Origin of the sequence: Chitinophaga sp. ARDCPP14, assembly GCF_051362515.1 — a bacterium.
In the GTDB taxonomy this organism is placed as follows: Bacteria; Bacteroidota; Bacteroidia; order Chitinophagales; family Chitinophagaceae; genus Chitinophaga.
Map to the genome: position 1 here is coordinate 533,698 of NZ_JBKIXB010000005.1, position 21,561 is coordinate 555,258.

The window sequence follows — 21,561 nt, forward strand, 5'->3', positions numbered from 1 at the left end:
TGCAATTAGTTTAGTTAATTCGTTTGCTTGTATTGGTAATCAAACTGCTTCAATATCTTTCCGTTTTGGTCTTTTATGAGCTTAAGTCTTCCAAAACCATCGTATTCATAAAAGACTGTTTTACCAGAAGGATCTGTTTCAGATGTCATCCCTTTTAAGAGGCTATAGGTATATGTAGTCACCATTGCACCTGGGAGTTTGGTTCTCAAATTGGCGAGTTCGGTACGTAACTGAACATCATCAGTTGGATTATCTAGGATAGTTTGATTAATGTATTGTTTCACTGTATCATACTCCGCTCCAATTACCCTGGCGACTGGATATATCCCTCCGTATCCCCACAAGTAAGTTTCCTTAACATCATTTGTTTTTTGTTGCTCTATCAGGTTTCCCCTGACATCATATTTATTAAATGAAATACGCTCTGTATATCGCGTATCTTTTGTGACAGCCCCTGTCAGATTCCTGGATGCAATAAAATCAGTTATCGGCACACTGTTTTCTAAACTGTAAACCTTATCCTTCTGAGGTAAATCTGAACGAAATGAGAAGTAATAGGAAGATAACAACCGTTGATTGGTGCCATCTGAATTCGCCTTATAACTACTCATCTCTATTTCCGGTGCATACACATGCCTTTGCTGTAATAGCTTAACGCCGGCAGTAGTAGCATCTGTAGCTGTCAGGTTCCCATAGTCAGATGCTCTCAGAATATTCGTAATAATCATTTCTCCTTTGCTGTCGCTCTTCTTTGTTTGCTTCAGTAAAGTGGTAGCAGTATCGTAGTCATATTGTTCTTTTACAATATTTACATTGCCATTATCATCATATGTTTTTACCACAACGCTATCTAGTGTACTATATCCAGATGTATAGTAAAAAGTGGTATGTCTGAAATACTCCTGTAACTGGTATTCATGGTGACCATTGCTCCAAAATGGATAAGAACTACCAGGAAGCAAGTACCTGGATGCAAAAAATGCTTCTCCATAGGCTTTTCTATTACGCTTTAAGTCCGAATAACTTCGCTTCTCCTCTGATACCAGGGATATTCCTGTTCCTTGAACTTTATACACAGATTTTCCAAATAATCTTCCATAGGTCCAACTATTACCCGTAAATGGTGGATAAGGTATGAACTTATAATTTTCTCCACCCGGGGAATCATCAATATTATTATCAAAGTAGGTAATCGTGCATCCATTGGTAGCACCAGTTGTAAGATTGCGTTGGGTTTCCTTTACTGTACCATATCCAATTACGCCACCCATCATATCCAGAATTGGATAAAGACTACTGGAAGAGATTACTTTCTCCTGTTCACTGGAGTAGCCATCGTTTTGACCGGATAAATCAGTATAGAGGAAATCAGCATACTTCTCAAAATAATAATTTCCATTCCACGGAGGCTTTACACCATTACTATATTCATACTCCCTCATCATTTTGTTTCCTGATGCAGAATCAATATCGGTAACGCTTTTAAGTCTTATTCCACCAGCTGCAACATTGTCTACTGTTGTAATATATTCCGTATGACAATTAAAAGGGGCAATCCTCATATTACAAAAAATATCTGCCGCGCTTCCCGGGTAAGTCTGGCCGTTATTTTTAGGGTATATATAGTAGGTTCCTTTATTCAATGTTAGGCTTTTCGTACACGTGGGGTATGGATACTGCGAATAGCTATCACAAAATAATGAGTTATTACGATAGGTGTAAATGAGGTTGTTAGTGGCACTATCTCTTATTTCGATGTAGTAATACGGTGGAAAATTACTATACCTGGAATCAAGCGAAGTGACAACTTCTACAATAGAACTATTAACAGAAACATGAAATTCACGAGGTGCCAAAGCATCCGGATCATTGGGAATAAGAGGGGCAAACTGTACTCCTGTAAAATTAGTATTAATGTTACCATCACATACTTCAACAGGCTCTGTTGTTGCTACAGATTCATTGAAGTGAGGCTCGTACACAAAGGCGGTACTCCCCCCGGTGGGATATTGAATATTTGTAAGAACAGCCTGGACAGCATAATTAAAATCCGGCCTTTTTAGAAGTGTTAAATCCCTTTGATACCCCTGAAATGCATCAAAGCTTCTGCCCGGAATAACGTCACCAATTGCTTTATAACTCTTCCCATTGGCAAATCCCCAGGTGTCTCCACCGGACATCAGTCGTGAAGGTAACCCTATCGAATGCTCATAGTCGAAAAGATAAGGCGGTAAAGAACTACCATTTGCATCGGTTTCTTTAACGCTACGTAACATTAATCTCAGCTCCTCTTTTGCCGCGGCTCCCGGCACTTCAGCATCTTTATACAAAAAGGTGTTATACAAGTACTGGTATTCAAAATTATATGACTTTATCTTGTTATTTTTTATATTATAAAGAACAATGCTGTCTAAACATTTCCCTTGCTGCATATCTTTACGATCCGTAGTTCCGTAGAATTGGAGATAGCCGCCATTGAACTTTATAAACTTTATCCGCTGTGATTCAATCTGATTTTTAAAGTTGGTCCTACTTTTATACGGTGTAAGTCTTGGTGCGAGATTACCGGCTAATTGTTTGGTGGAATGAATGTCACTAGAACCCGAAGTCCAATAATAGGTATCCGCAGTTTCATATACAAAACTGATAGTGTCTTTTTTACTGGCACTTATAATATTAGTCAAATGCCAATTGAATATATAACTTTCAGATACATGGATAAAATCATCAGGCGGCTGAGGACTGGAATTACCATCTATATAAGTATATGGTGTAGTTACAGATAATTCAGGTTTCAAGAACTGGTATTGAGTACCATTTTCATCCACAAGATTAAAACCGACAATCGCATCCGCCACAGTAATACCTGTATATGAATTTCTAAAGCTACCCTGAATTATTGGAGTTATCAGATTACTGGAATAAGGAATAGGGTAAACATTTTTCTGGTGATCAAAAACAAACTTACCGTTCATACCAGATACATTATAACTGAAAAGATCCGGCTGTGCATCCAACTTTCCCAAACTATAAAGGTTCACCCTATCATATTCCATATAGGGATTGTCTGGAACAAATGTTATTGGGTACCGGGCCCAGAATCCATCATTGGAATTATCGTCCACTTGTCCTCCCATCATAGTTCTGTTGATCACACCACCAGCATTTAACGACCATCCTATTCCTACCTCTGAACCAACATCATTGACCCTGATCCCTCCTGAACTATACGACAGAGAAACCGGTAAGGACAACTCGCCCGACTTAATTTCAAATAAAGGAATACTGATTGGGGCGGTTCCGGTGAAACTACCTAGCGGCCAGTTTCCATATCGTTGTATGGCTGCTACATTGGGGGAAGGCAGTACTACATTTTTTGTATTAAGATAATTATTCTGGGCACTCAGAAATAACGGGAGCATAGAAAGAAAGACTAAAAAACATCTTACTTTTTGATAGAAATAACTGGACATATTGTATAATCTTGGTTGATGTGCCTATTGAACGGTATTTCACTGTTTAAATAAGCTAAGTATAGGTTTTAAGAATTTTTCGTCGTTAAATATGATATGCGGGCTTAAAAATTATACCCCAGCCTCACCTTTACCGGGTCCGTCCGCGGCACATGCTGGTTATACAAAAAGTCAAACAACACCATCATATTGCCTTTCAGCTTACTATTGATCTTGTACTTCTTACTGATCCCAATCAACCCGCTCTGCGTCCACTTCTGCCCTACTCCTTCCGGTACCCCTGCGTAATCCGGTTGATAATTCTGCTCATAGCCGCCATTCAGGAAAAAGGTGCCTTTGAGTTTCCAGTCGATGAAGGAGCGGATGCCCATACCCTGACCGGAGAAATGAATGTTATCAAAGCCGGTACCCATGCCCAGTTTGTAAGAAAGACCAAGACCGGCGCTTCCATTTTTATGGAATTTATAGGCTGCTTGTCCGGCGAGATCGCCGGTAGTAGGGAAGAATTTATTGCTGCGCTGAAACTGGATGTTGCTGCCAAACTCCAATCGCTGCAGGAAGCTTTTTGTTTTCATTTCCTTTGGCTTGAAATCGGGCATCTCCGCAGCGTTGTCAAGATCTGGGAACTTGCTTTTCAGTTCGTCGAATTTGCTGCGGGCTTCTGCCATCTGCTGACTTACGGCGGCACTGGCATTGGGGCCGCTGCCTAAGCGCTGCTGGATCAGCTGTTCTACCTGGTTGCGGGTTTGCAGTCCTTCAAGGTTGGGAGCTGATGCACTCCCCCCTTGTATATTAAACAGGCTGGCGAGTTGGGAATGTTTTTGCATGAAGTCATTGAAAGCGGGGATCTTCTTAATCACTTCCATTGCTTTTTGTTCCGCTTTCTTTTTATCTTTAAAAACTTCTTTATACTCCTTTAGTTGCTGCGCATAATAGTAGGCTTCTTTGTTCATCTTCTGCAGATCTTTGGTGAAGCCAGTATACTGACTTAACTGTTCCTTCAGCAGTTGTTTACGTTCACGGATATACGCTTTAATCTGCTCTGCCTGGGCCAGTTTGTCTTTCAGGTTATCGACTGACTTTAACGAGCCATTCAATTTATCGGTAACACCCTTGGACTTTTCCAGTAAACCTTTGGAATCTTTTAGAAAGGACAATGAATTGCTAAGGCTATCAAGATAAGGACCGCCGGATTGGGTTAAGGCACCGGAATACCTTCCCAGCTTGCCTTTCATACGGGATTTCAGGCTTCCGAGGGAATCGATGGAATGTGCAAAAAGATTATTGGCTTTCAGGGAATCAATGCGGCCCAGCCGGCGTTTCAGCTTTTCCTCCTGTTTCATAAACCGGCTCAGGGCTTTTTCGCTGCGCTGGGTGATCTGCCGCTCCATTTTATCTGACTTTTGTTTTACCTGCGACAGGTACTTACCCGGAATGGCATTGGCTTTCTGCAGCAGGCTGTCCTGCGCCTGTGCGGTGCACAGGCAGACGAACAATAGTAAGGTCAGTTGATAAATAGTTTTCATGGCAAATCCGGGGGTTATTTGGTGGCGATCTTCTGTTTAAGCACTTCTACTTCTTTAGAAAGAGTAGCCAGCTGCTTATTCATCTCTATAATATACAACATTTGCTCCTCTACTTTCTGCAATAACTGCTTATTCATCTCTCCTACATCCACTCCGTCTTTTTCTATTTCACTGGCAGATGGAATACCAGGAAGATGTTGATTCTTTACAACAAACTGCTCTACTTCAGACAGGGTTGGCAATTTGTAATCTGCGTGAAAAACAAAATCCGGCCAGTTAGCATAGGATTTCACCACTACTCTTGTAAAGATGCCGCTGCCGTTTACGGCCAGCTTATAGCCTTTGGTATCTGCGGTTCCTATGGCTACGCTGCCATTGGCTTTTACCAACATGAGGTTTACGCCGGCACTGTTAACAGCCAGGACATTACTGGTTGTAAGCTTCGCCCCTGTTTTACTTCTGCTGTCAAGTATTATTCCGCCATAGGCAATATCAGAAGCCGGAAGTACATCCTCCACATCAGCTATAAGATAAAGACCCAACGAACGACCTGGGATATAACCCCGTCCGTTGATAACAGGAATATAATTCCCCGCGCTACCAGTGCCATTCATAAAACTCAGTGCGCCATCGGCCGCAGAAACATCAGTTTGTGTAAATCTGGCAAATACAGTTCCAGGCGAACCATCAACATGCAGCCTGGCAGACGGTGAGGTTTCTCCAATCCCAACAAATCCATTATTTGCAATCCTCATCGCTTCAAATTCACCACCACTGCCTCTTACAAAAAACTTCATAGCGGACATCCTCCCAGAGGAATCAGTTCTCTCTACTTCCAGTTTTCCCAGGTTAGAACCAGCCATATTAAACTTAAGCGCACCTACCACGCCTAAAACGTCGGAGGGATGGGTCAGTTTTATGTTTGATAAACCCGCGGAGTAAATTTCCAGCTTTTCTGTGGGAGAAGTGGTGCCAATACCTGCATTACCGGTGGCTTCCAGTTTATTCTGGGCGTAGCTGCTCAACGCCACAAAAGAAAGAAGCAGGGAACAAGAATATTTCATAAATAAAGGATAAAATAATAAAACCAACTTATCAGGTATACAACTATGACTTACTATCAGGGTAAACAGTTACATTCTTACTGGGTTGAACACTACAGTTAATTCTGACGCAAAATAGTAAAAATCAGTTAAATCCGGGTCAAAAGTAATTAACTTATTATTAACCGGGTCATCCCACATTCGTGGGATTTTGTCTTGTACTATCCGGGGCCCGGAAGGAAGAAATATTGACCGGTACAGCCATAAAAAAACCGCTCCTACTTGCGCAGGAACGGTTCTATATCTCAAACAAAAAACTACAGCGTTTTCACCCTGATATTCCTGAACCTCACAATTGATCCATGTCCCAGGAAACCGATATGACCGGTTTCCCTGTTCAGGCCGGGATGCTTCTTATGATCCAGTGTACCGTTTTTACGGGCGTCTGCAATGTCGCCGTCGAGGATAACGGTGCCATTCAGTATTATTTTGATGTGCGTGCCATCAACAATGGCTTCTTCCGTATTCCACTCTCCAACAGGTTTCAGGAAGCCACGTTTGGCAGGAATTACACCGTATACGGAGCCATGATATTGATATACCTGCAGGTCTTTATAGATGTCTGCTTCGTTATCGAGGATCTGTAATTCCATACCTTCGTAGGCGGCATCGCCTTCCAGTGGTGCGCGGATACCCAGGCCATTGTTAGCGCCTGGTGTCAACTGGAATTCGAAACGGAAAGAGAAGTTTTTGTATTCATCTTTCGTATAGAGGTTACCGTGACCACCATTGGTTGGATAGATCACCAGGTTACCGTTATCGATTACATAGTCTTTGGTGTTGCCTGTCCATTCATGCATGTTGGTGCCATCGAACAGCAATTTGTAGCCGGCTTTCTTCTCTTCATCGCTCAGCACATAAGGCTTCGGACGGGGAATTTCACGGATGTACAGGTCGCGGTACGCCACATAGGTACCATGCGCCTGCAGCTCAATCTGCTCTTCCGGGAAGATCGGCAATCCGCGGTTCCAGTAGTTTTCCAGGATGGTATTATCAGTAACAAGTTCTCCGTTGAGATATACTGTTACGCGATCGCCCTGCATGAGGATGCGGAAATGATTCCATTCGCCGATAGCGTTGTCTGCTAATTTAAGAGGCTTGCTTTCATGCTGCTGATTATTGTATAAACCGCCGGATCCTACCTGTGCGCCCACATCGGTGCGGGAGGTGTCCCATATCTGTACCTGCGGGGAACCACGGAGATAAATACCGGCATCGCCCTGTGAGGTGATCTTCCAGTCTACCAGCATCTCAAAGTCGCCATACTTCTTTTCGGTACAGAGGTTATCACCGCTGCCGCTAAACACCAGCAGGCCGTCTTTTGCGGACCAGCCTTTGCGTATGTTGTCGTTTGCTTTGTCCTGCGCTTTGCTGAGTGTTTTGGCATCCATTTTACCGCGTGCTATTGGGTTCTCTACGAGCCCTTTCCAGCCGGTAAGGTCTTTACCGTTGAAGAGCGGAACAAATCCTTCACCAGCGGGCATTTCAGCGAGGTATTTGCGGATCGACTGCCGTTGATAATCGGCATCGGGGCCGTTCAGCACCTTGGCTGTTTTCTCTAACAGGGAACGCACGATGGCGCCATTGTAGCTTTTATCTGCCAGCGCGATGTTCATTACGGCATTGGCAGCCGCCTGTTGTACCGGTGCATTGTCGAGGTAGTTGCCGGCAAATAGTAACGCAGGCAGTGTTTTGCAGCGCTCAACACCTTCCAGCACCTTCTGCTGTATTACCGTTGAGGGCGACAGCTCCATGGCGTTGCGGAACATCAGCAGCTGCTGATCGGCAGGCAAAGCGGAGCGGCGGGTAAGCGCTATGTAGCCGGTAAGTGCTTCATCACGATAGGTAGCATCTTCACGCGCAATTTTTAAGAGCGCAGGGATAGCGGCCATATCTTTCCAGGAAGACAATGCCTTTACTGCGGCTTTTTTCGTAGCAGCGTCACCGTTATTAAAGGAGTTAACTACCGGTACCAGTGCATCTTTTTCGCCGATACCTGCCAACACAGGAAGGTAGCGGGATTGCTGACCGGCAGGCGCCTGCTTCATTTGTGCAAGCACATCGCTGCTGGTGGCGCCGGCGCTGATGAGCGCAGCCTGTATGCTGGCGATATCCGTTTCACTGGCGGTGTTATTGAGTAAGGTAAATAGTTCCGGAAGATTTGCCTTTGTGGCCACATCCTTCAATGCGGCAATGGCCGCACTGCGGGTACCGGCATCTGTGCTGGCGGTGAGGGGCAGTACATCATTTACACGGCTGTCTGCTTTACGTGCAGCCAGTACCGTTAGTAAGGCTGTTTGCGCTGCAGCTGGCATGGTGGCCAGGGAGGCGCCGGATTGTGCGGCTACTTCGTCGCCGGGCATAATCAGGAGCGCCTGTTTTACGGCTTCCACGGTAGCGGCATCGCCGGTTTTCATGGTTTGCAGCAGGGAGGGTAAGGCAGCGGCGCCGCCGGTTTGGCCGGCCGCTTTGATAGCTGCCAGTTTCACGCCTTCATCTTTGCTACCCAGTAATTTCTGGAGCGCAGGTAAAGCAGCGGCTACTTTATTATCTCCCAACATACCTATTACCGCGGCTTTATTGGCATTATCGGCACCCGGCAGTTTCTTTAGCCATAAGGCGTTGCCGGCAAGGCCGTATTGACCCACAAATTTCAGTGCAGCATCACGGTATGCTGCATTCTTATCATCAGCAGCGGCCATCAGCAGCGGCATATTCTTTTCACCACGGATGGCGGTGAGTAGTTTTAATGCAGCTGTGCGGGTATGCACCTGCGCATCTGTTTTTGTTTGCTTCAGCAGGTTCTCTGCTATTTTCGCGGCGGCTGTTTTATCGGTGATATTATTAGCGTAGTACAGGTAAGACGCCGTTGCGTCGGTTACATCATAGGAGTAACCGCTGTTGGCAGCGGCGGTAGCCAATACAGGAGCAGAAGCCGGCGAACCGATCTGCGCCAGCGCATACAGCGCTACTTTGGCGAGTTTCTTATCGGCACTGGTGGCCAGTGGTGCAATAGCTGTTGCAGCTGCAGTATAACGGCCATCCCCCAACGCTTCTGTAAGGGTGATACGGTTATCGCCTGAAGCGGTGCTGAGCGCCTGCAACAGTGCCTGTTGCGCGGCGGGTGTGTTAACCTTTACCAATGCGCGGGCAGCAGGATCGCACAAACGGTTGTCTGTGAGGTACGACTGCAACGTGCCGGTGGCGTTATCATCTGCCAGGGTTTCCAGCTGGGTGATCAGGAAAAACTTATTTTCCGGCTCCGCTGTTTTGGCCAATGCTTTGCAAAGCGCAGCAGAAGCCTGTTTGCGGGCTGCTTCTTTTCCGGGTTGCGTAACATAATAAGCATATCCGGCCAGCGCGTATTCCAACTGCGTATTATTACCTTTTCCGGGTGCTGCCAGCATGCCGGCAATGGTAGTAAGCCCTTCTTCCCCCAGCGCCGCAATCGACTCCATATTGGTGTTAAACTGCGTTTTATTGGGGGCTGGCATCAACGCCAGCACATCGGCTATTTTAGTATGAAACGCACGCTGATCTGATGGCCCCTGTGCGGAAACCAGGCTACTCCAGCCAACCAGTAATGCAACGAGTAAGTATTGTATCTTTTTCATAATTCGTTTACTTGATTGTTTAGATAGTCCACGGTCCGCGCATTGGCTGATAGATCAGCGCATTGGCGCCTGCATCCTCTATAAATTCCTGTTTCACCGGGTCGAATTTCAGCGAGCGGTTCAGGCGCAGGGCAATCTTACCCATGTTCACGAGGGTAGCGGAACGATGACCATTTTCCTCGTTCAGCGCAAACTTCCGGCGGTTCTTTACAGCATCCACAAAATCTGTTTGCTGTGGGGCGGGGTCAGGGAATGCAGCCAGTTTCTTTTCCAGGTCCTGGATATCTGAGCGGAAACCCGGGTAGAGTTTTCCTTTGGGTCCTTCTATATAAGCGGCCTTTTCATCGGCGCCATCGCCATCGAGGATGATCTGGCAGCCATCTGCATAGGTGTAGGTAATTCTTCTCCAGGTGCCCACTGCATCAGGATGCTGTTGTGGCGCATCTACTTCCACACTTACCGGGCTGGTGTCATCTTTACCCAGGAAATACTGGATAGGATCCAGGTAATGCTGACCCATATCTCCCAAACCACCTCCATCATAATCCCAGTAACCACGGAAGGTTTGGTGCACCCGGTGGGGGTTATACGGCCGGTAAGGCGCCGGCCCCAGCCACATATCATAATCCAGTTCTTTCGGTACCGGCATGGCTTCCAGGTTGGTTTTACCCACCCAATAGAATTTCCAGTCGAAACCCGTATGCTTGCTCACGGTAACTTTCAGCGGCCAGCCAAGCAGGCCACTGTCTACCAGTTTTTTAATCGGCTTCACTGTGGTGCCCATTCCATAAAAACGGTCTTCAAAGCGGAACCAGGTATTCAGGCGGAAGATCCTTCCATGTTGCTGTACTGCTTCCACGAGGCGTTTGCCTTCGCCGATGGTGGCTGTCATCGGTTTTTCACACCAGATGTCTTTACCGGCGCGTGCAGCGTCTGCGGCAATGATACCATGCCAGTGCGGCGGCGTAGCCACGTGTACAATATCTACCTCCGGCAGGGTGATCACTTCGCGGTAGTCGCTAAAGGTTTTTACGCCTTTACTTTTATCTCCCAGCTGGTCCATTGCCAGTTTCAGGTGACTGCGGTCTACATCGCAGAGCGCCACTACCCGGGTGCCGGCGTAACCAAAGTGGCCGCGTCCCATGCCACCGGTGCCTATAACGGCTTTGGTCAGCTGGTCGCTGGGCGCCAGGTAACCGCGGCCCAGCACATGCCTGGGCACAATTGTAAATGCAGCAAGCGCTCCCAGGGAATTTTTGAGAAATGCCCGCCTTGAATCGCTGTTTTGTTTCGCCATAATTCAGTTTAATTGAATGCCTGGATTTGTTTTGATTGATAGTATTAGTTCACTGTATGATGATATATTCACTGTATTGTCACATCGTGGTTGTATGAATGGTAAGATATAATCTAACAAGATGATATGCAAGTACAGTAACGAAAATTTGATAAACGGTAAAAAATTAATACCCGGTGTTCTGCGTCATTTCCGGGTTAGATAACATTTCCTTTTCCGGTATTGGCCACAGGTAATCCCGGTCGGTATACGAACGGTCCTGCACCTTGACGGCCACACCTGTTTCGGGATTGGTAGCGCCAAATACCTGTCCGTTCATTACCTGCTTAACAATGCCCCATCTCCGGATATCAAAATACCGCTGTCCTTCAAATGCCAGCTCCGCCTGCCGTTCCCGGCGCACCAGCTGCCGCAGCATGGCTGCACTATTGTAGCGCTGCTGGTCAACCACCGGCATGCCAGCCCGGGTACGAACATCATTCAGATATTGTATGATCAGTGGATCCTGCCAGTTGCCCAGCTCAATCACGGCTTCTGCATAGGATAACAATATCTCACTGTAACGGATGTACATAAAATCGAGGGAGCCACTCCTGCCCTGCCGGTCGCGCGGATCAAGGTATTTCCGGATCCAGTAGCCGGTGGCAGTAGATTTCTGCACACCTATTTTATCGGTGTTGTTGGTAGCATTATCAAAAGGAGAAAGGATATAATTGGCATCGAGGTACGACTGACCGGGATACAGGACAGACACAGCCAACCGGGGATCACGGTTATTTTTATAGTTGGGATCTTTACGGTATATCGCCATGGAATCAGGGCCCAGCTCCGCCGGGGTTTTACCCTGTTTTGTTTCAAAGTTATCTACTACCTGCGCCGTGGGCGACACGTAGGTTTCTCCCCCGATGCCATAAGGCGCAAAGGTGGTCCAGGCGTTGTCGCAACCATTGGCCTTGAAAAAAATACGCTCTTTGTTTAATTCACCGGTGTAACTGAACAATTCCGCATAACTGTTCACGCCTGCTTTTTCACTGCGGTGTAATTTATAAACCCCGGTGCCGATGATCTTGGCCGCCGCATCCCTGGCCACATCATAGTGATGGAAAAACAATGCCAGTCGCACGATCAGCGCATTACAAGCCCCTGCGGAAATACGCCATGTTTCATCGCTGTCGTATTCTTTCGGTAAGTTCTCCGCACACACTTTTAACTCGCTCAGGATAAATTCATATACTTTTTCCGCCGGATCTCTTTTCAGGCGATTTTCCAGCGGGGTAACGGACTTTGTTACAATGGGAATGTCACCAAAAAACAGCATGATCTCCATATGATAAAAGGCACGTAATGCACGGGCTTCATACTTCATACGGGTGCGCAACTGCTCGTCCATAAAACATTTATCCACGTTTTCAAGAAAACGGCAGGCACGGCGTACATCTATATAATCATCCCGCCAGATCCATTCGGCCACATCCCAGGTAGGGTTTTGCAATCCGCGGGTGTAAATATCGTAGTTACCTCTGAAGTCGCCGCGGCAAACGGCTTCGTCGCTCAGGCCCGACCAGAACATTACATTCCTGCCGCTGGAACCTGCCGGCACCCCGGCATAAATAGAGCCCAGCGCATTATAGGCATGACTCTCCGTTTTCCACCACTCCAGGTCAGTAACACCGGAGGGGTTATCGTGGGTGAGAAATTTTTTGCAGCCCGGTGAACACAGTAATACCAGGCCCAGTATCATCGTTATGTTGAATTTCATTTTCATTGCGAAAAAGTTGAATGGTTATAGTTGAATACTTACCCCTGCAGTATACATTTTCATAATGCCATACGTCCATTGGTTGCCCTGGCTTTCAGGGTCTACCAGTTTCATGGAAGTGAATACAAACGGATTTTGTGCATTCAGGTATACCCTGGCACCGTTAACGCCTATACGTTTTAACGTAGTGCTGCTGAAATTATAACCCAGCTGGATATATTTCATCCTGATGTAGGCGCCGTTCTGGATCCAGAAATCGGACGACAGCTTATTGATATCCGGTGTAGTGGTTAAGCGGGGAAAGCGGGCATTGGTACGCTCAGGCGTCCAATAGTTGTCTGCATAATATTGTGTAGGAACACCTCCGTCAAAAGACATATCCAATGGATAGGCCAGCATACCTGACAGCACCGCATCGCTTTTACTCACACCCTGCAACAGCATTTCCAGTTCCCATTTTTTATAGGTGATGCGGAAGTTGGCAAAGAAGTCGGCGCGCGGTGTAGGATTACCGATCACTGTTTGGTCGTTGCCATCAATGATATTATCCCCGTTCTGATCCAGGTAGCGGATATCTCCTGGTTTTGCATTAGCGATCACTGGTACCAGCGGCGTGCCATCCGGTTTAAAATCCGCGGCCTGCAACAAACCATTTGTTTTATAACCATATAAACTCTTCAGTGCATATCCTTCCTTGTCAATGTTCCTGCCACTGATATAAGGGCCGCCCAATACCGTCAGGAAGGTGTTTTTATTATAAGAAACGCCAGGGCGTACAGAGAGGGTGACATCTTTACCAATACGACCATTATAATTCAGCGACAGCTCCACTCCTTTGTTCCGCAATTTGCCTGCGTTGATGGGAGGAGTGCCCATACCGCCTACATAAGATACCGGTGGCTTGAGAATAATACCATTGGTAGTTTTGTTGTAGAAGTCGAACGTAAGCTCCAGTTTACTCTGCAGCAAAGCCAGGTCCAGTCCCAGATCCAACATGTCCACTGTTTCCCAGGTAATATCCGGGTTACCGAAAATTGATTCCACGCCATCTGTGGCGCTGATCATATTCTGGTACTGGTAAAGGTCTATATTCTCATTACCCAGCCGGCCGTAAGATGCACGGAGCTTCATGCTGCTAATAACAGATACGGGCGCCATAAAGGACTCCTTATGTACATTCCAGCCCAACGCTACGGAAGGAAATGTACCGTATTTATGACCCGGACCAAAACGTGATGAACCATCTGTACGAATGGCTCCTTCCAGCAGGTATTTATCTTTATAAGAATAATTTACTTTTCCATAAAACGATAACAGGGAATTTATATCCCAGAATTTACTATTGTTCTCTTCCTGTGAATAGCCACCCATCAGATAAAAGTGATGATCTTTCAGGTCATAGGTATAGTCGGCCGTTACGCCTGCGTAATAGTACGTAGTCCTATCCATAGCGGCAGTCCGCTGCACACCCCATGTTTGCACCAGTTTACCGGTATAATAATCAAAGAAGTAATAATTGTCACGGGAAGTGCGGGTCACGTCGCTGTTCAACCGGAAGCTGAATTGTCCGCGGAGATTCAGGCCAGGCAATACTTCCCATTTAGGCTGCAGGTTAATACTGGATTGACCGTACTCATTGGCAGATTGACCGCCATGTTCTGCGTAGGCCACCGGGTTTACAATATCCACGTAGCGGCCATACATGACCGGTGCGCCATCTTTTGCCGGGTATTTGGGAAGAATAGTAGGCGGTACCCGGAAAATATCTTCCAATATCCTGTTTCCATTACTCCCATTGGGACGGTTAGGGTAAAAAGTATTTCGTTTGATGGCCAGCATGTCCATGTATACCAGGAACTTTTTGGTAAGGGTAATGGAGGTATTGGCGCGGATATTATACTTATTGGAGTGGTTGAGGGGAATCATCCCTTGCTGGTTCTGATAGTTGGCCGTTAAGGCAAAACGTGCGAGGCTGTTACCGCCGCTCACTCCCACCGAGTGACTGGTAATAGGCGCCGCGCGGTTCAGGATTTCCTTCTGCCAGTCGGTGTTAGGATATTTTACCGGGTCGTCGCCGGCTGCTGTATGTTGAATATCTTCTTCCGAATAGAATGGCGCGTTGCCGGCGTTCACCTGTGCTTCGTTAAACATGCGCATATATTGCGGCGCTTCCACCAGCGCCGGCATGGAGGAGGGCGACTGCACACCATAATAGCCATCGTAGGTAACGGCTACCCTTCCGGCTACGCCGCGTTTGGTAGTTACCAGTATAACACCGTTGGCGGCGCGGGCGCCGTACACAGCGGCAGCGGCGGCATCCTTCAGGATGGTAACGCTTTCCACGGTAACGGGATCAATATAGTTCATGTCCATCGGCACGCCATCCACCATTACCAATGGATTGGAGGCGTTCGTCGTGCTGATGCCACGGATCTTTATTATAGCAGCATCGCCACCGGGCAGACCGGAACTTTGCGTTACCTGCAAACCGGTAACGCCTCCCTGCAATGCCTGTGATAATGCGGTAATGGGCTTGCCATTGGTTTGCTGTGCAATATTTACAGAGCTGATGGAGCTGGCAATATGTTTCCGTTGCTGTTCTGAAAGGCCCACCACTACTACTTCATCGAGGGCAGCTACGTTTTCTTTCAGGGAAATATTCAGTGCATTGTGGCTCCGGATAATGGTATATTCCTGCGCGAGGTACCCCATTTGCGTAAAAACAAGCACCGCATTTTTTTTAGCGCGGAAGGTGAAGTAGCCATCAGCGTCGGTAGTGGTACCAAGACTGTTATTGTCTTTTACCCGGATAGTTACTCCCGGTAGCGCCTGCGGAGGTTCATGCGTATCGTATACCCGTCCGCGTATGAGATAGGTACTGTCTTCCAACAGCGAGATGGTGGACAGGCGTTGCTCCGGCTTACCTTTTTCCTTCGGGATGATGGCTACCTGGTTGCGCATGATGCGGTAGCTGAGACCTGTATTTAACAGGGCTTTGTCCAGTACTTCGTTGATCTTTTTGTCCTGCAGATCAAGCGTCAGCGGTTGTTCCCTGTTTACCAGTTCATCTTTATAAAAGATACGCCAGCGGCTTTGCGACTGGATCTGGTTAAACAGCTGGGGTAAGGTTCCCTGGTGTAGTTTGATGTTGAGGTGTTCGTCCTGCGACTTGCCGGTAGCAGAAACCCCAAGGATAGCGATGAACAGTAAAATTACAGTCAGTTTCATTGTTCTCAGGAGTTTAATGGCAAAAACATTGCCTGGCGGTACCCGCCATTGTGCATAGATTTTTTTCATAACTTCACTACAGTTTTTTTAGTTAAACAAAAAGACAAGCCCGTCCCCGCTTCGGCGGGGCTGTGCAACCGGAAGATGTCCCACCATCTTCCGGCTTTTTTTTGGTGATATGTATGGTAATTAGTCTTTCTCTTTCAGTACGATGCGCTGTCCCTGGCGCTCATAGCGCAGCGAGTTGGTAGCGCATATCACGTCAAGTACGTTTTCAAGATGATCTTCCAGGTCAAGGTCGCCGGAACAGGTTTCCAGTCCGGGTTGTGTTGATGCAAGGTCCAGCTGTATATTATAGTAACGCGTTAATTTTTTCAGGATTTCTTTCAGCGGTGTGCTGTAAAACAGCAGGCGCCCGTCTTTCCAGGCGGTATAGGTAGCTACGTTCACGGTGCTTACCTGCAGGTTTTCGCTCTCCATGCCTACCGTAGCCATTTCGTTGGGTTGCAGCTGACGGGAATGTTGCCCGAAGCGGCGCTGTGAAGGCAGGTGGAGGCGCACACTTCCCGATGCCAGTACCAGGCTTTGCTGGTGGTCGTCCGGATAAGCGCTGATATTAAAGGAGGTGCCGAGCACTTCTGTTTCTATACGTGAAGCATATACGAAAAATGGCGATCCGGCATTGGGGGCTACCTCAAAAAAGGCTTCCCCTTCCAGGTATACTTCCCGTTTTTTCCGGTGAAAGGTAGCGGGATAAACAAGGCGGGAGCCGGCATTCAGCAGCACGATGGTGCCATCTTCCAGCTGGAGGCGGGCGCGGCGGCCGTAAGGTACCAACAGCGTATTGTATGGAGCTGTGGACGACAGGGTACTATCCGCGTTGATGGTTACGCCTTGACCCCCATACACCAGTGATGCGTTTTTTCCTTTTACTACGATCGCGGGTTGCTTCCCAAGGATCAGGCGGGTATCGGTGGCGCGTTCCAGGTGTTGCTGCTGAGCAAACTGTACCAGTGAGTGCGGAGCCTGGGGCCAGAACAACCAGGTGGCCACGGACAACAACAGCAAGACGGCAGCGGCGATTTTGAGGAACAGGTATCTGTGCACAAATGGTTTGGCTGCTAATCCCGCGGCGATATCCTGCCACAGCAGGGCTTTATCGGCCGGGTCCCACGTTTCTGTGGCGGCGTTTGTGATCATGCGTTGCACGGCATCTGCCATTTGCTGTTGCACGGGATCATCGCTTTGTGCAGGCGGCTCATGGTCATTACCAAGCAGGTCTTCCAGTTTCAGGTGTTTCTTATCAGGCATCTTTCGGCATCTTTGCTATATAGAGCAACAAACAAACAGGATATAGACTCCGGAACGAAACTTTTTTTTATTCAGGGATGCTCCCGGGAAATCCAGGACATTAAGAGGATCATTAACGGCAGCACCGGTACCTTTTCCATGTTGGCACGCAGTTGCCGGAACGCTCTGTAGGCGAGAGTGCGGCAGGTTGGTACACTTATTTTCATGATTCCCGCCACTTCTTCGTACGACAAGCTGCAGTTGAATTTGAGGAAAAGGACTTCTTTCTGCCGGGCGGGTAATTCGTTGAGTTCACGGGCCAGCAGCCGGAGCAATTCCTGCTGCTGTTCCGCTGCAATCAGCAGCTGTTCTGCATCCGGCTCATAGAAGATCGAGAAATAGTCTTCCGGATTGGCAGTATGCAGCATAGTGGCATTCTTTTTTACGGCCTGGTGGATTTTCCTGCGGAATGACCGGAGCAGGTAAAACCGGATGTTCACGTCATGCGCCAGGTTATTCCTGTAGTGATAAAGACTGGTAAAAAGCTCCTGGATACAGTCTTTTATCGTGCTGGTATCTTTTATATATCTCAGGCCATACCGGAAAAGCATATCCGCATACATTTCATACAACTCCCTGTAGGCTTGTTGATCCCCCAGGATGACATTGTTCCACAAAATATTATCAGCTGCAATTAGGCGGTCTTTCAAACAGTAAATATTTAGAAGTGGTTGATGCCCCTAATATAAAGGAAAAAGCAGAAAGCTGAAAGCAATAAACAAAAAGCTACTGGCACAGGCACCGGAGCGGATATTTTTTCCGGAGATGAATATGCTCCGGGAACTTACCTGCTTTGGTCATTGCGCCAATAGCTTCTTTTTATTTTATGCTTTTGCTGAACGGGGGGTGCTTATGCTTCCTGGAAGGCATGCCATAAGCTGGCTGCGCCGATCAGTGCTGCGGCTTCGCCGAGGGTAGCTATAACTACCGGGATGGTGATCTGTTGTTTTTCCAGTTCTTTTTTTAGTTGGGGAAGAAACAGTTCTGCCGCATTGGCGATATTTCCGCCGATCACTACAATTTCAGGTTGTTCTTCTTTAATAAAGGTGGTAAGAAAAGTACCGAGGTTTACCGCAAACTCATTGAACAGCTGCGGTATCCTATCGTCAACGCCTATACGTGCTACCAGCGCTTTTACATCTGCTATTGCTTCGCCGCTTATTTCTTCATAGCGTTTTACAAACCAGCGCGTAGAGAGATAGTCTTCCGCCATACCCTCTTTAAAGGGAGCGCACCAGCGATTGGCATCGTTGGCTGCTCCGTCGCGATAAATGGCAGAACCCAGTCCTGTACCCAGTGTAAGGCCAATTACCTGTTGGTGATTCCTGCCGGCGCCGCTGAATACTTCGCCCTGCAGGAAGCAGCCGGCATCATTGATAAAGCGGATTTGCTGGGGGGAAATTCCGAGGCGCGTTGCCAGTAATTCCTTTACATTCAGGTTGTATAAAGCGTCATATTTGTGTTGCCCTTTCATGAGGCTGATCCCCCGCTCATAGTCGAACGGGCCTGGCATCCCGATGCCGATGTGCCGTACATCTGCAGAAGCGTGGGCGAAAACCTCACTGATAACAGCCGCCCAGCCATCGATGATATCTGCTACTTCGCCCTGTGAGTTAATACGTGTACGGTTCCATGAACTTTCTATGATGGATCTTGTGCCAAGATCTACGAGTGCTGCGGTAATGTGAGAGCCGCCGATATCTATTCCTAACGCCGTGGAATTTGTCATAAATTCAATAATAGAATGTTTTGCTAAATCGTTAAAGCTATACAAATATAAAAAACTATTTGGTTGACATGCTTGGAAAAATCGTTTTAGCAGAGTGAATAATGGTTAAACTCCTCCCAATATAGGGCGTTTTTCCAAAAATCAAAAAAAACGGACAAATTTTCAACGGATATCAAAAAAAACTGCCCGGCATTATCTGAAACAGTTTGCAAAAATGATCCGGAACAACTTATCTGAAAATCCGTGCTAAAGAAACTATCGTTTGCCCGGAATTATTTTGACAGATGAAAAATAATCATCACTTTTACATCGTAATTCATTCTTCAATGGAATCTGATCATTGCTCCGGCAACAACATCCTGATATCTTATATCGCTACGAACTTCAACACTTCGCCCCCACTTTTCTGAAACATACCTGCATGGCCCAAACCCTGATCTGACAAGTCCGTCAGCCGTATCGCCATGCCGTTAAATTCATCTTACACAAATACATACCTTAACAACAACCCTGCAAATGGAAAACACATTTCTCAGATGGGCTTTGCTTATCGGCCTGCCCATTCTTTGCCTTGTATTGTACAAAGTAATTCTTCGTATATGCTTTGGCGTAGTCATTGTACCGGAAGACCGTATTGGTCTGGTTACTAAAAAATTTGTACTGATCGGTAAACAGGAACTGCCGGAAGGCCGCATCCTCGCCACCAACGGCGAAGCTGGCTTCCAGGCGCAAACACTTGCTCCCGGCGTATACTTCTGGAAATGGATCTGGCAGTACAGCGTTACCTTCCAGCCATTTACCATCATCCCTACCGGTAAAATAGGACTGGTACTGGCTAAAGACGGTTCAGAACTGGAAACAGGTGCTATCCTGGCCCGCAAGGTTCCCTGCGACTCCTTCCAGGACGCAGTGGCCTTTCTCCAGAATGGTGGCCGCAAAGGCCGGCAAACTGCTATTATCACGCCCGGATCGTACCGTATCAATACCTTCCTGTTTGAAGTGGAAATCACGGACATGCTGTCCATCCCCGATAATGCGGTAGGAATTGTGACTACCCTCGAAGGACAAGCCATTGAAACCGGCTCCATTGCGGGTAAAACCATCGACAAACACAACAACTTCCAGGATGTGGATGCCTTCCTCGAAAAAGGCGGTTACAAAGGCTTGCAGGAACAGGTGATCCTGGCCGGCTCCTACTTTATTAACCCCTGGTTTGCCAAACTGGAAATGGTTCGCATGACGGAAATCGCGATCGGCCATGTAGGCGTGGTCATTTCCTTCGTGGGTAATGATGGCGTGGATCTCAGCGGCGCAGAATTCAAACACGGTAATATTGTGGCCAAAGGTACCAAAGGCGTATGGGCAGAACCACTGGGACCCGGTAAGTATCCTGTTAATCCCTATATCATGAAAGTAGAATTGGTACCTACCACCAACCTGGTGCTGAACTGGGCCACCGCCAGAAGTGAAGCCCACCAGCTGGATAAGAACCTCTCTACCATCACCGTGAGGAGCCGCGACGGTTTTACTTTTAACCTCGACGTAGCACAGATCATCCACATCCCTACTACCGAAGCCCCCAAAGTAATTGCCCGCTTTGGTAATATGAGCAACCTGGTCACACAGGTGCTGGAACCCACTATCGGTAACTACTTCCGTAACTCCGCCCAGGGATCAGACGTGATCAGTTTCCTCACCAGTCGTAAGGAACGGCAAACCTCCGCGAAGGAGCATATCGGCCAGGTACTGGACCAGTATAATGTGTTCGGGGTAGATACCCTCATTGGTGACATTGTGCCACCGGAAACACTGATGAAAACACTGACCGACCGTAAAATTGCGGAAGAACAGAAAATCACCTACGACACAGAACGACTGGCACAGGAAACCCGCCAGACGCTGGAAAAAGAAACCGCCATTGCAGAAATGCAGAAGGAAATTGTAAAAGCCGACCAGGGTGTTTGGATTGCGGAAAGACATGCAGACGCCTCCGTGAAAAAAGCGACCGGCGATGCCAACAGTGTGCGGTTGCAAGCCAACGCGGAAAGCGACCGGATGAAATTACTGGCCGGCGGTGAAGCAGAAAAAGTACGCCTGCTGGCAAAAGCAGAAGCGGAACGTACTGAATGGATTGCAAAAGCGGATGCAGAAAAAATTGCCCTCACTGGTAAGGCAGAAGCAGAAAAGATCCTGGCTATTGGTCAGTCCAGCGCAGAATCCTATAAACTGGCGGTAGAAGCAATGGGTGGCAACAACTTTACCCAACTGAAAGTAATGGAAGCCATCGGCACGCAGCAGATCCGTATCATGCCGGATGTACTCATCAACGGTGGAGACAGCGCCAACGGCCCGATCAGCGGACTGCTCGGACTCAGACTGCTGGAAGATGTGGCAAAGAAAAACGAAGCCGGTAAACAGGCAGAATAGTCACTGCCGCAAGCATAACAACAAGGGGAGGGCCGTGATGCCTTCCCTTGTTGTT

11 protein-coding genes are annotated in these 21,561 nt (G+C 47.5%); 1 reads left to right on the forward strand and 10 read right to left on the reverse strand.

Annotated features, from left to right (window positions below; genetic code table 11):
- Positions 1-14 precede the first annotated feature (14 nt).
- The 10 genes from ACLHR0_RS17055 to ACLHR0_RS17100 form a co-directional block, all read right to left on the reverse strand.
- On the reverse strand, positions 15-3,473 hold the full coding sequence (locus ACLHR0_RS17055) for a hypothetical protein (RefSeq protein WP_436488157.1): 3,459 nt from the start codon (positions 3,471-3,473) through the stop codon (positions 15-17).
- Positions 3,474-3,577: 104 nt separating this feature from the next.
- Positions 3,578-4,999: a hypothetical protein gene (locus tag ACLHR0_RS17060; protein ID WP_436488159.1), complete on the reverse strand. Its 1,422-nt coding sequence runs from the start codon at positions 4,997-4,999 to the stop codon at positions 3,578-3,580.
- Positions 5,000-5,013: 14 nt separating this feature from the next.
- Positions 5,014-6,063: a hypothetical protein gene (locus ACLHR0_RS17065; protein ID WP_436488161.1), complete on the reverse strand. Its 1,050-nt coding sequence runs from the start codon at positions 6,061-6,063 to the stop codon at positions 5,014-5,016.
- A gap of 296 nt (positions 6,064-6,359) precedes the next feature.
- Positions 6,360-9,716, reverse strand: a complete 3,357-nt coding sequence (locus ACLHR0_RS17070; RefSeq protein ID WP_436488163.1) for a DUF1080 domain-containing protein — start codon at positions 9,714-9,716, stop codon at positions 6,360-6,362.
- A 19-nt stretch (positions 9,717-9,735) separates the two neighbouring features.
- Complete coding sequence (locus ACLHR0_RS17075; RefSeq protein WP_370907454.1) at positions 9,736-11,013, reverse strand: Gfo/Idh/MocA family oxidoreductase; 1,278 nt, start codon at positions 11,011-11,013, stop codon at positions 9,736-9,738.
- Positions 11,014-11,179: 166 nt separating this feature from the next.
- Positions 11,180-12,778 carry a RagB/SusD family nutrient uptake outer membrane protein gene (locus tag ACLHR0_RS17080; protein ID WP_429049611.1) on the reverse strand — a complete coding sequence of 533 codons (1,599 nt, stop codon included), beginning with the start codon at positions 12,776-12,778 and terminating at the stop codon, positions 11,180-11,182.
- An 18-nt stretch (positions 12,779-12,796) separates the two neighbouring features.
- Positions 12,797-16,069 (reverse strand): TonB-dependent receptor, encoded by a 3,273-nt coding sequence (locus ACLHR0_RS17085; protein WP_436488165.1) that lies wholly within the window; start codon positions 16,067-16,069, stop codon positions 12,797-12,799.
- Between the two features lie 120 nt (positions 16,070-16,189).
- The gene (locus tag ACLHR0_RS17090) at positions 16,190-17,311 is read right to left on the reverse strand and encodes a FecR family protein (RefSeq protein ID WP_436488166.1); all 1,122 of its coding nucleotides are present in this window, start codon (positions 17,309-17,311) and stop codon (positions 16,190-16,192) included.
- A 71-nt stretch (positions 17,312-17,382) separates the two neighbouring features.
- Positions 17,383-18,000, reverse strand: coding sequence for an RNA polymerase sigma factor (locus ACLHR0_RS17095; protein WP_429049620.1), 618 nt, complete (start codon positions 17,998-18,000; stop codon positions 17,383-17,385).
- A gap of 200 nt (positions 18,001-18,200) precedes the next feature.
- A complete protein-coding gene (locus ACLHR0_RS17100; protein ID WP_436488168.1) occupies positions 18,201-19,079 on the reverse strand; it encodes an ROK family protein in 879 nt (292 codons plus the stop codon).
- A 516-nt stretch (positions 19,080-19,595) separates the two neighbouring features.
- Here ACLHR0_RS17100 and ACLHR0_RS17105 point away from each other — a divergent pair.
- Positions 19,596-21,506 carry an SPFH domain-containing protein gene (locus ACLHR0_RS17105; RefSeq protein ID WP_436488170.1) on the forward strand — a complete coding sequence of 637 codons (1,911 nt, stop codon included), beginning with the start codon at positions 19,596-19,598 and terminating at the stop codon, positions 21,504-21,506.
- The last annotated feature ends 55 nt before the right edge of the window (positions 21,507-21,561 follow it).

What these genes read in the sequence shown, in the direction of transcription:
- ACLHR0_RS17055 (WP_436488157.1), bottom strand. Translation starts at nt 3,473, where the DNA reads ATGTCCAGTTATTTCTATCAAAAAGTAAGATGTTTTTTAGTCTTTCTT.
- ACLHR0_RS17060 (WP_436488159.1), bottom strand. Translation starts at nt 4,999, where the DNA reads ATGAAAACTATTTATCAACTGACCTTACTATTGTTCGTCTGCCTGTGC.
- ACLHR0_RS17065 (WP_436488161.1), bottom strand. Translation starts at nt 6,063, where the DNA reads ATGAAATATTCTTGTTCCCTGCTTCTTTCTTTTGTGGCGTTGAGCAGC.
- ACLHR0_RS17070 (WP_436488163.1), bottom strand. Translation starts at nt 9,716, where the DNA reads ATGAAAAAGATACAATACTTACTCGTTGCATTACTGGTTGGCTGGAGT.
- ACLHR0_RS17075 (WP_370907454.1), bottom strand. Translation starts at nt 11,013, where the DNA reads ATGGCGAAACAAAACAGCGATTCAAGGCGGGCATTTCTCAAAAATTCC.
- ACLHR0_RS17080 (WP_429049611.1), bottom strand. Translation starts at nt 12,778, where the DNA reads ATGAAAATGAAATTCAACATAACGATGATACTGGGCCTGGTATTACTG.
- ACLHR0_RS17085 (WP_436488165.1), bottom strand. Translation starts at nt 16,069, where the DNA reads ATGAAAAAAATCTATGCACAATGGCGGGTACCGCCAGGCAATGTTTTT.
- ACLHR0_RS17090 (WP_436488166.1), bottom strand. Translation starts at nt 17,311, where the DNA reads ATGCCTGATAAGAAACACCTGAAACTGGAAGACCTGCTTGGTAATGAC.
- ACLHR0_RS17100 (WP_436488168.1), bottom strand. Translation starts at nt 19,079, where the DNA reads ATGACAAATTCCACGGCGTTAGGAATAGATATCGGCGGCTCTCACATT.
- ACLHR0_RS17105 (WP_436488170.1), top strand. Translation starts at nt 19,596, where the DNA reads ATGGAAAACACATTTCTCAGATGGGCTTTGCTTATCGGCCTGCCCATT.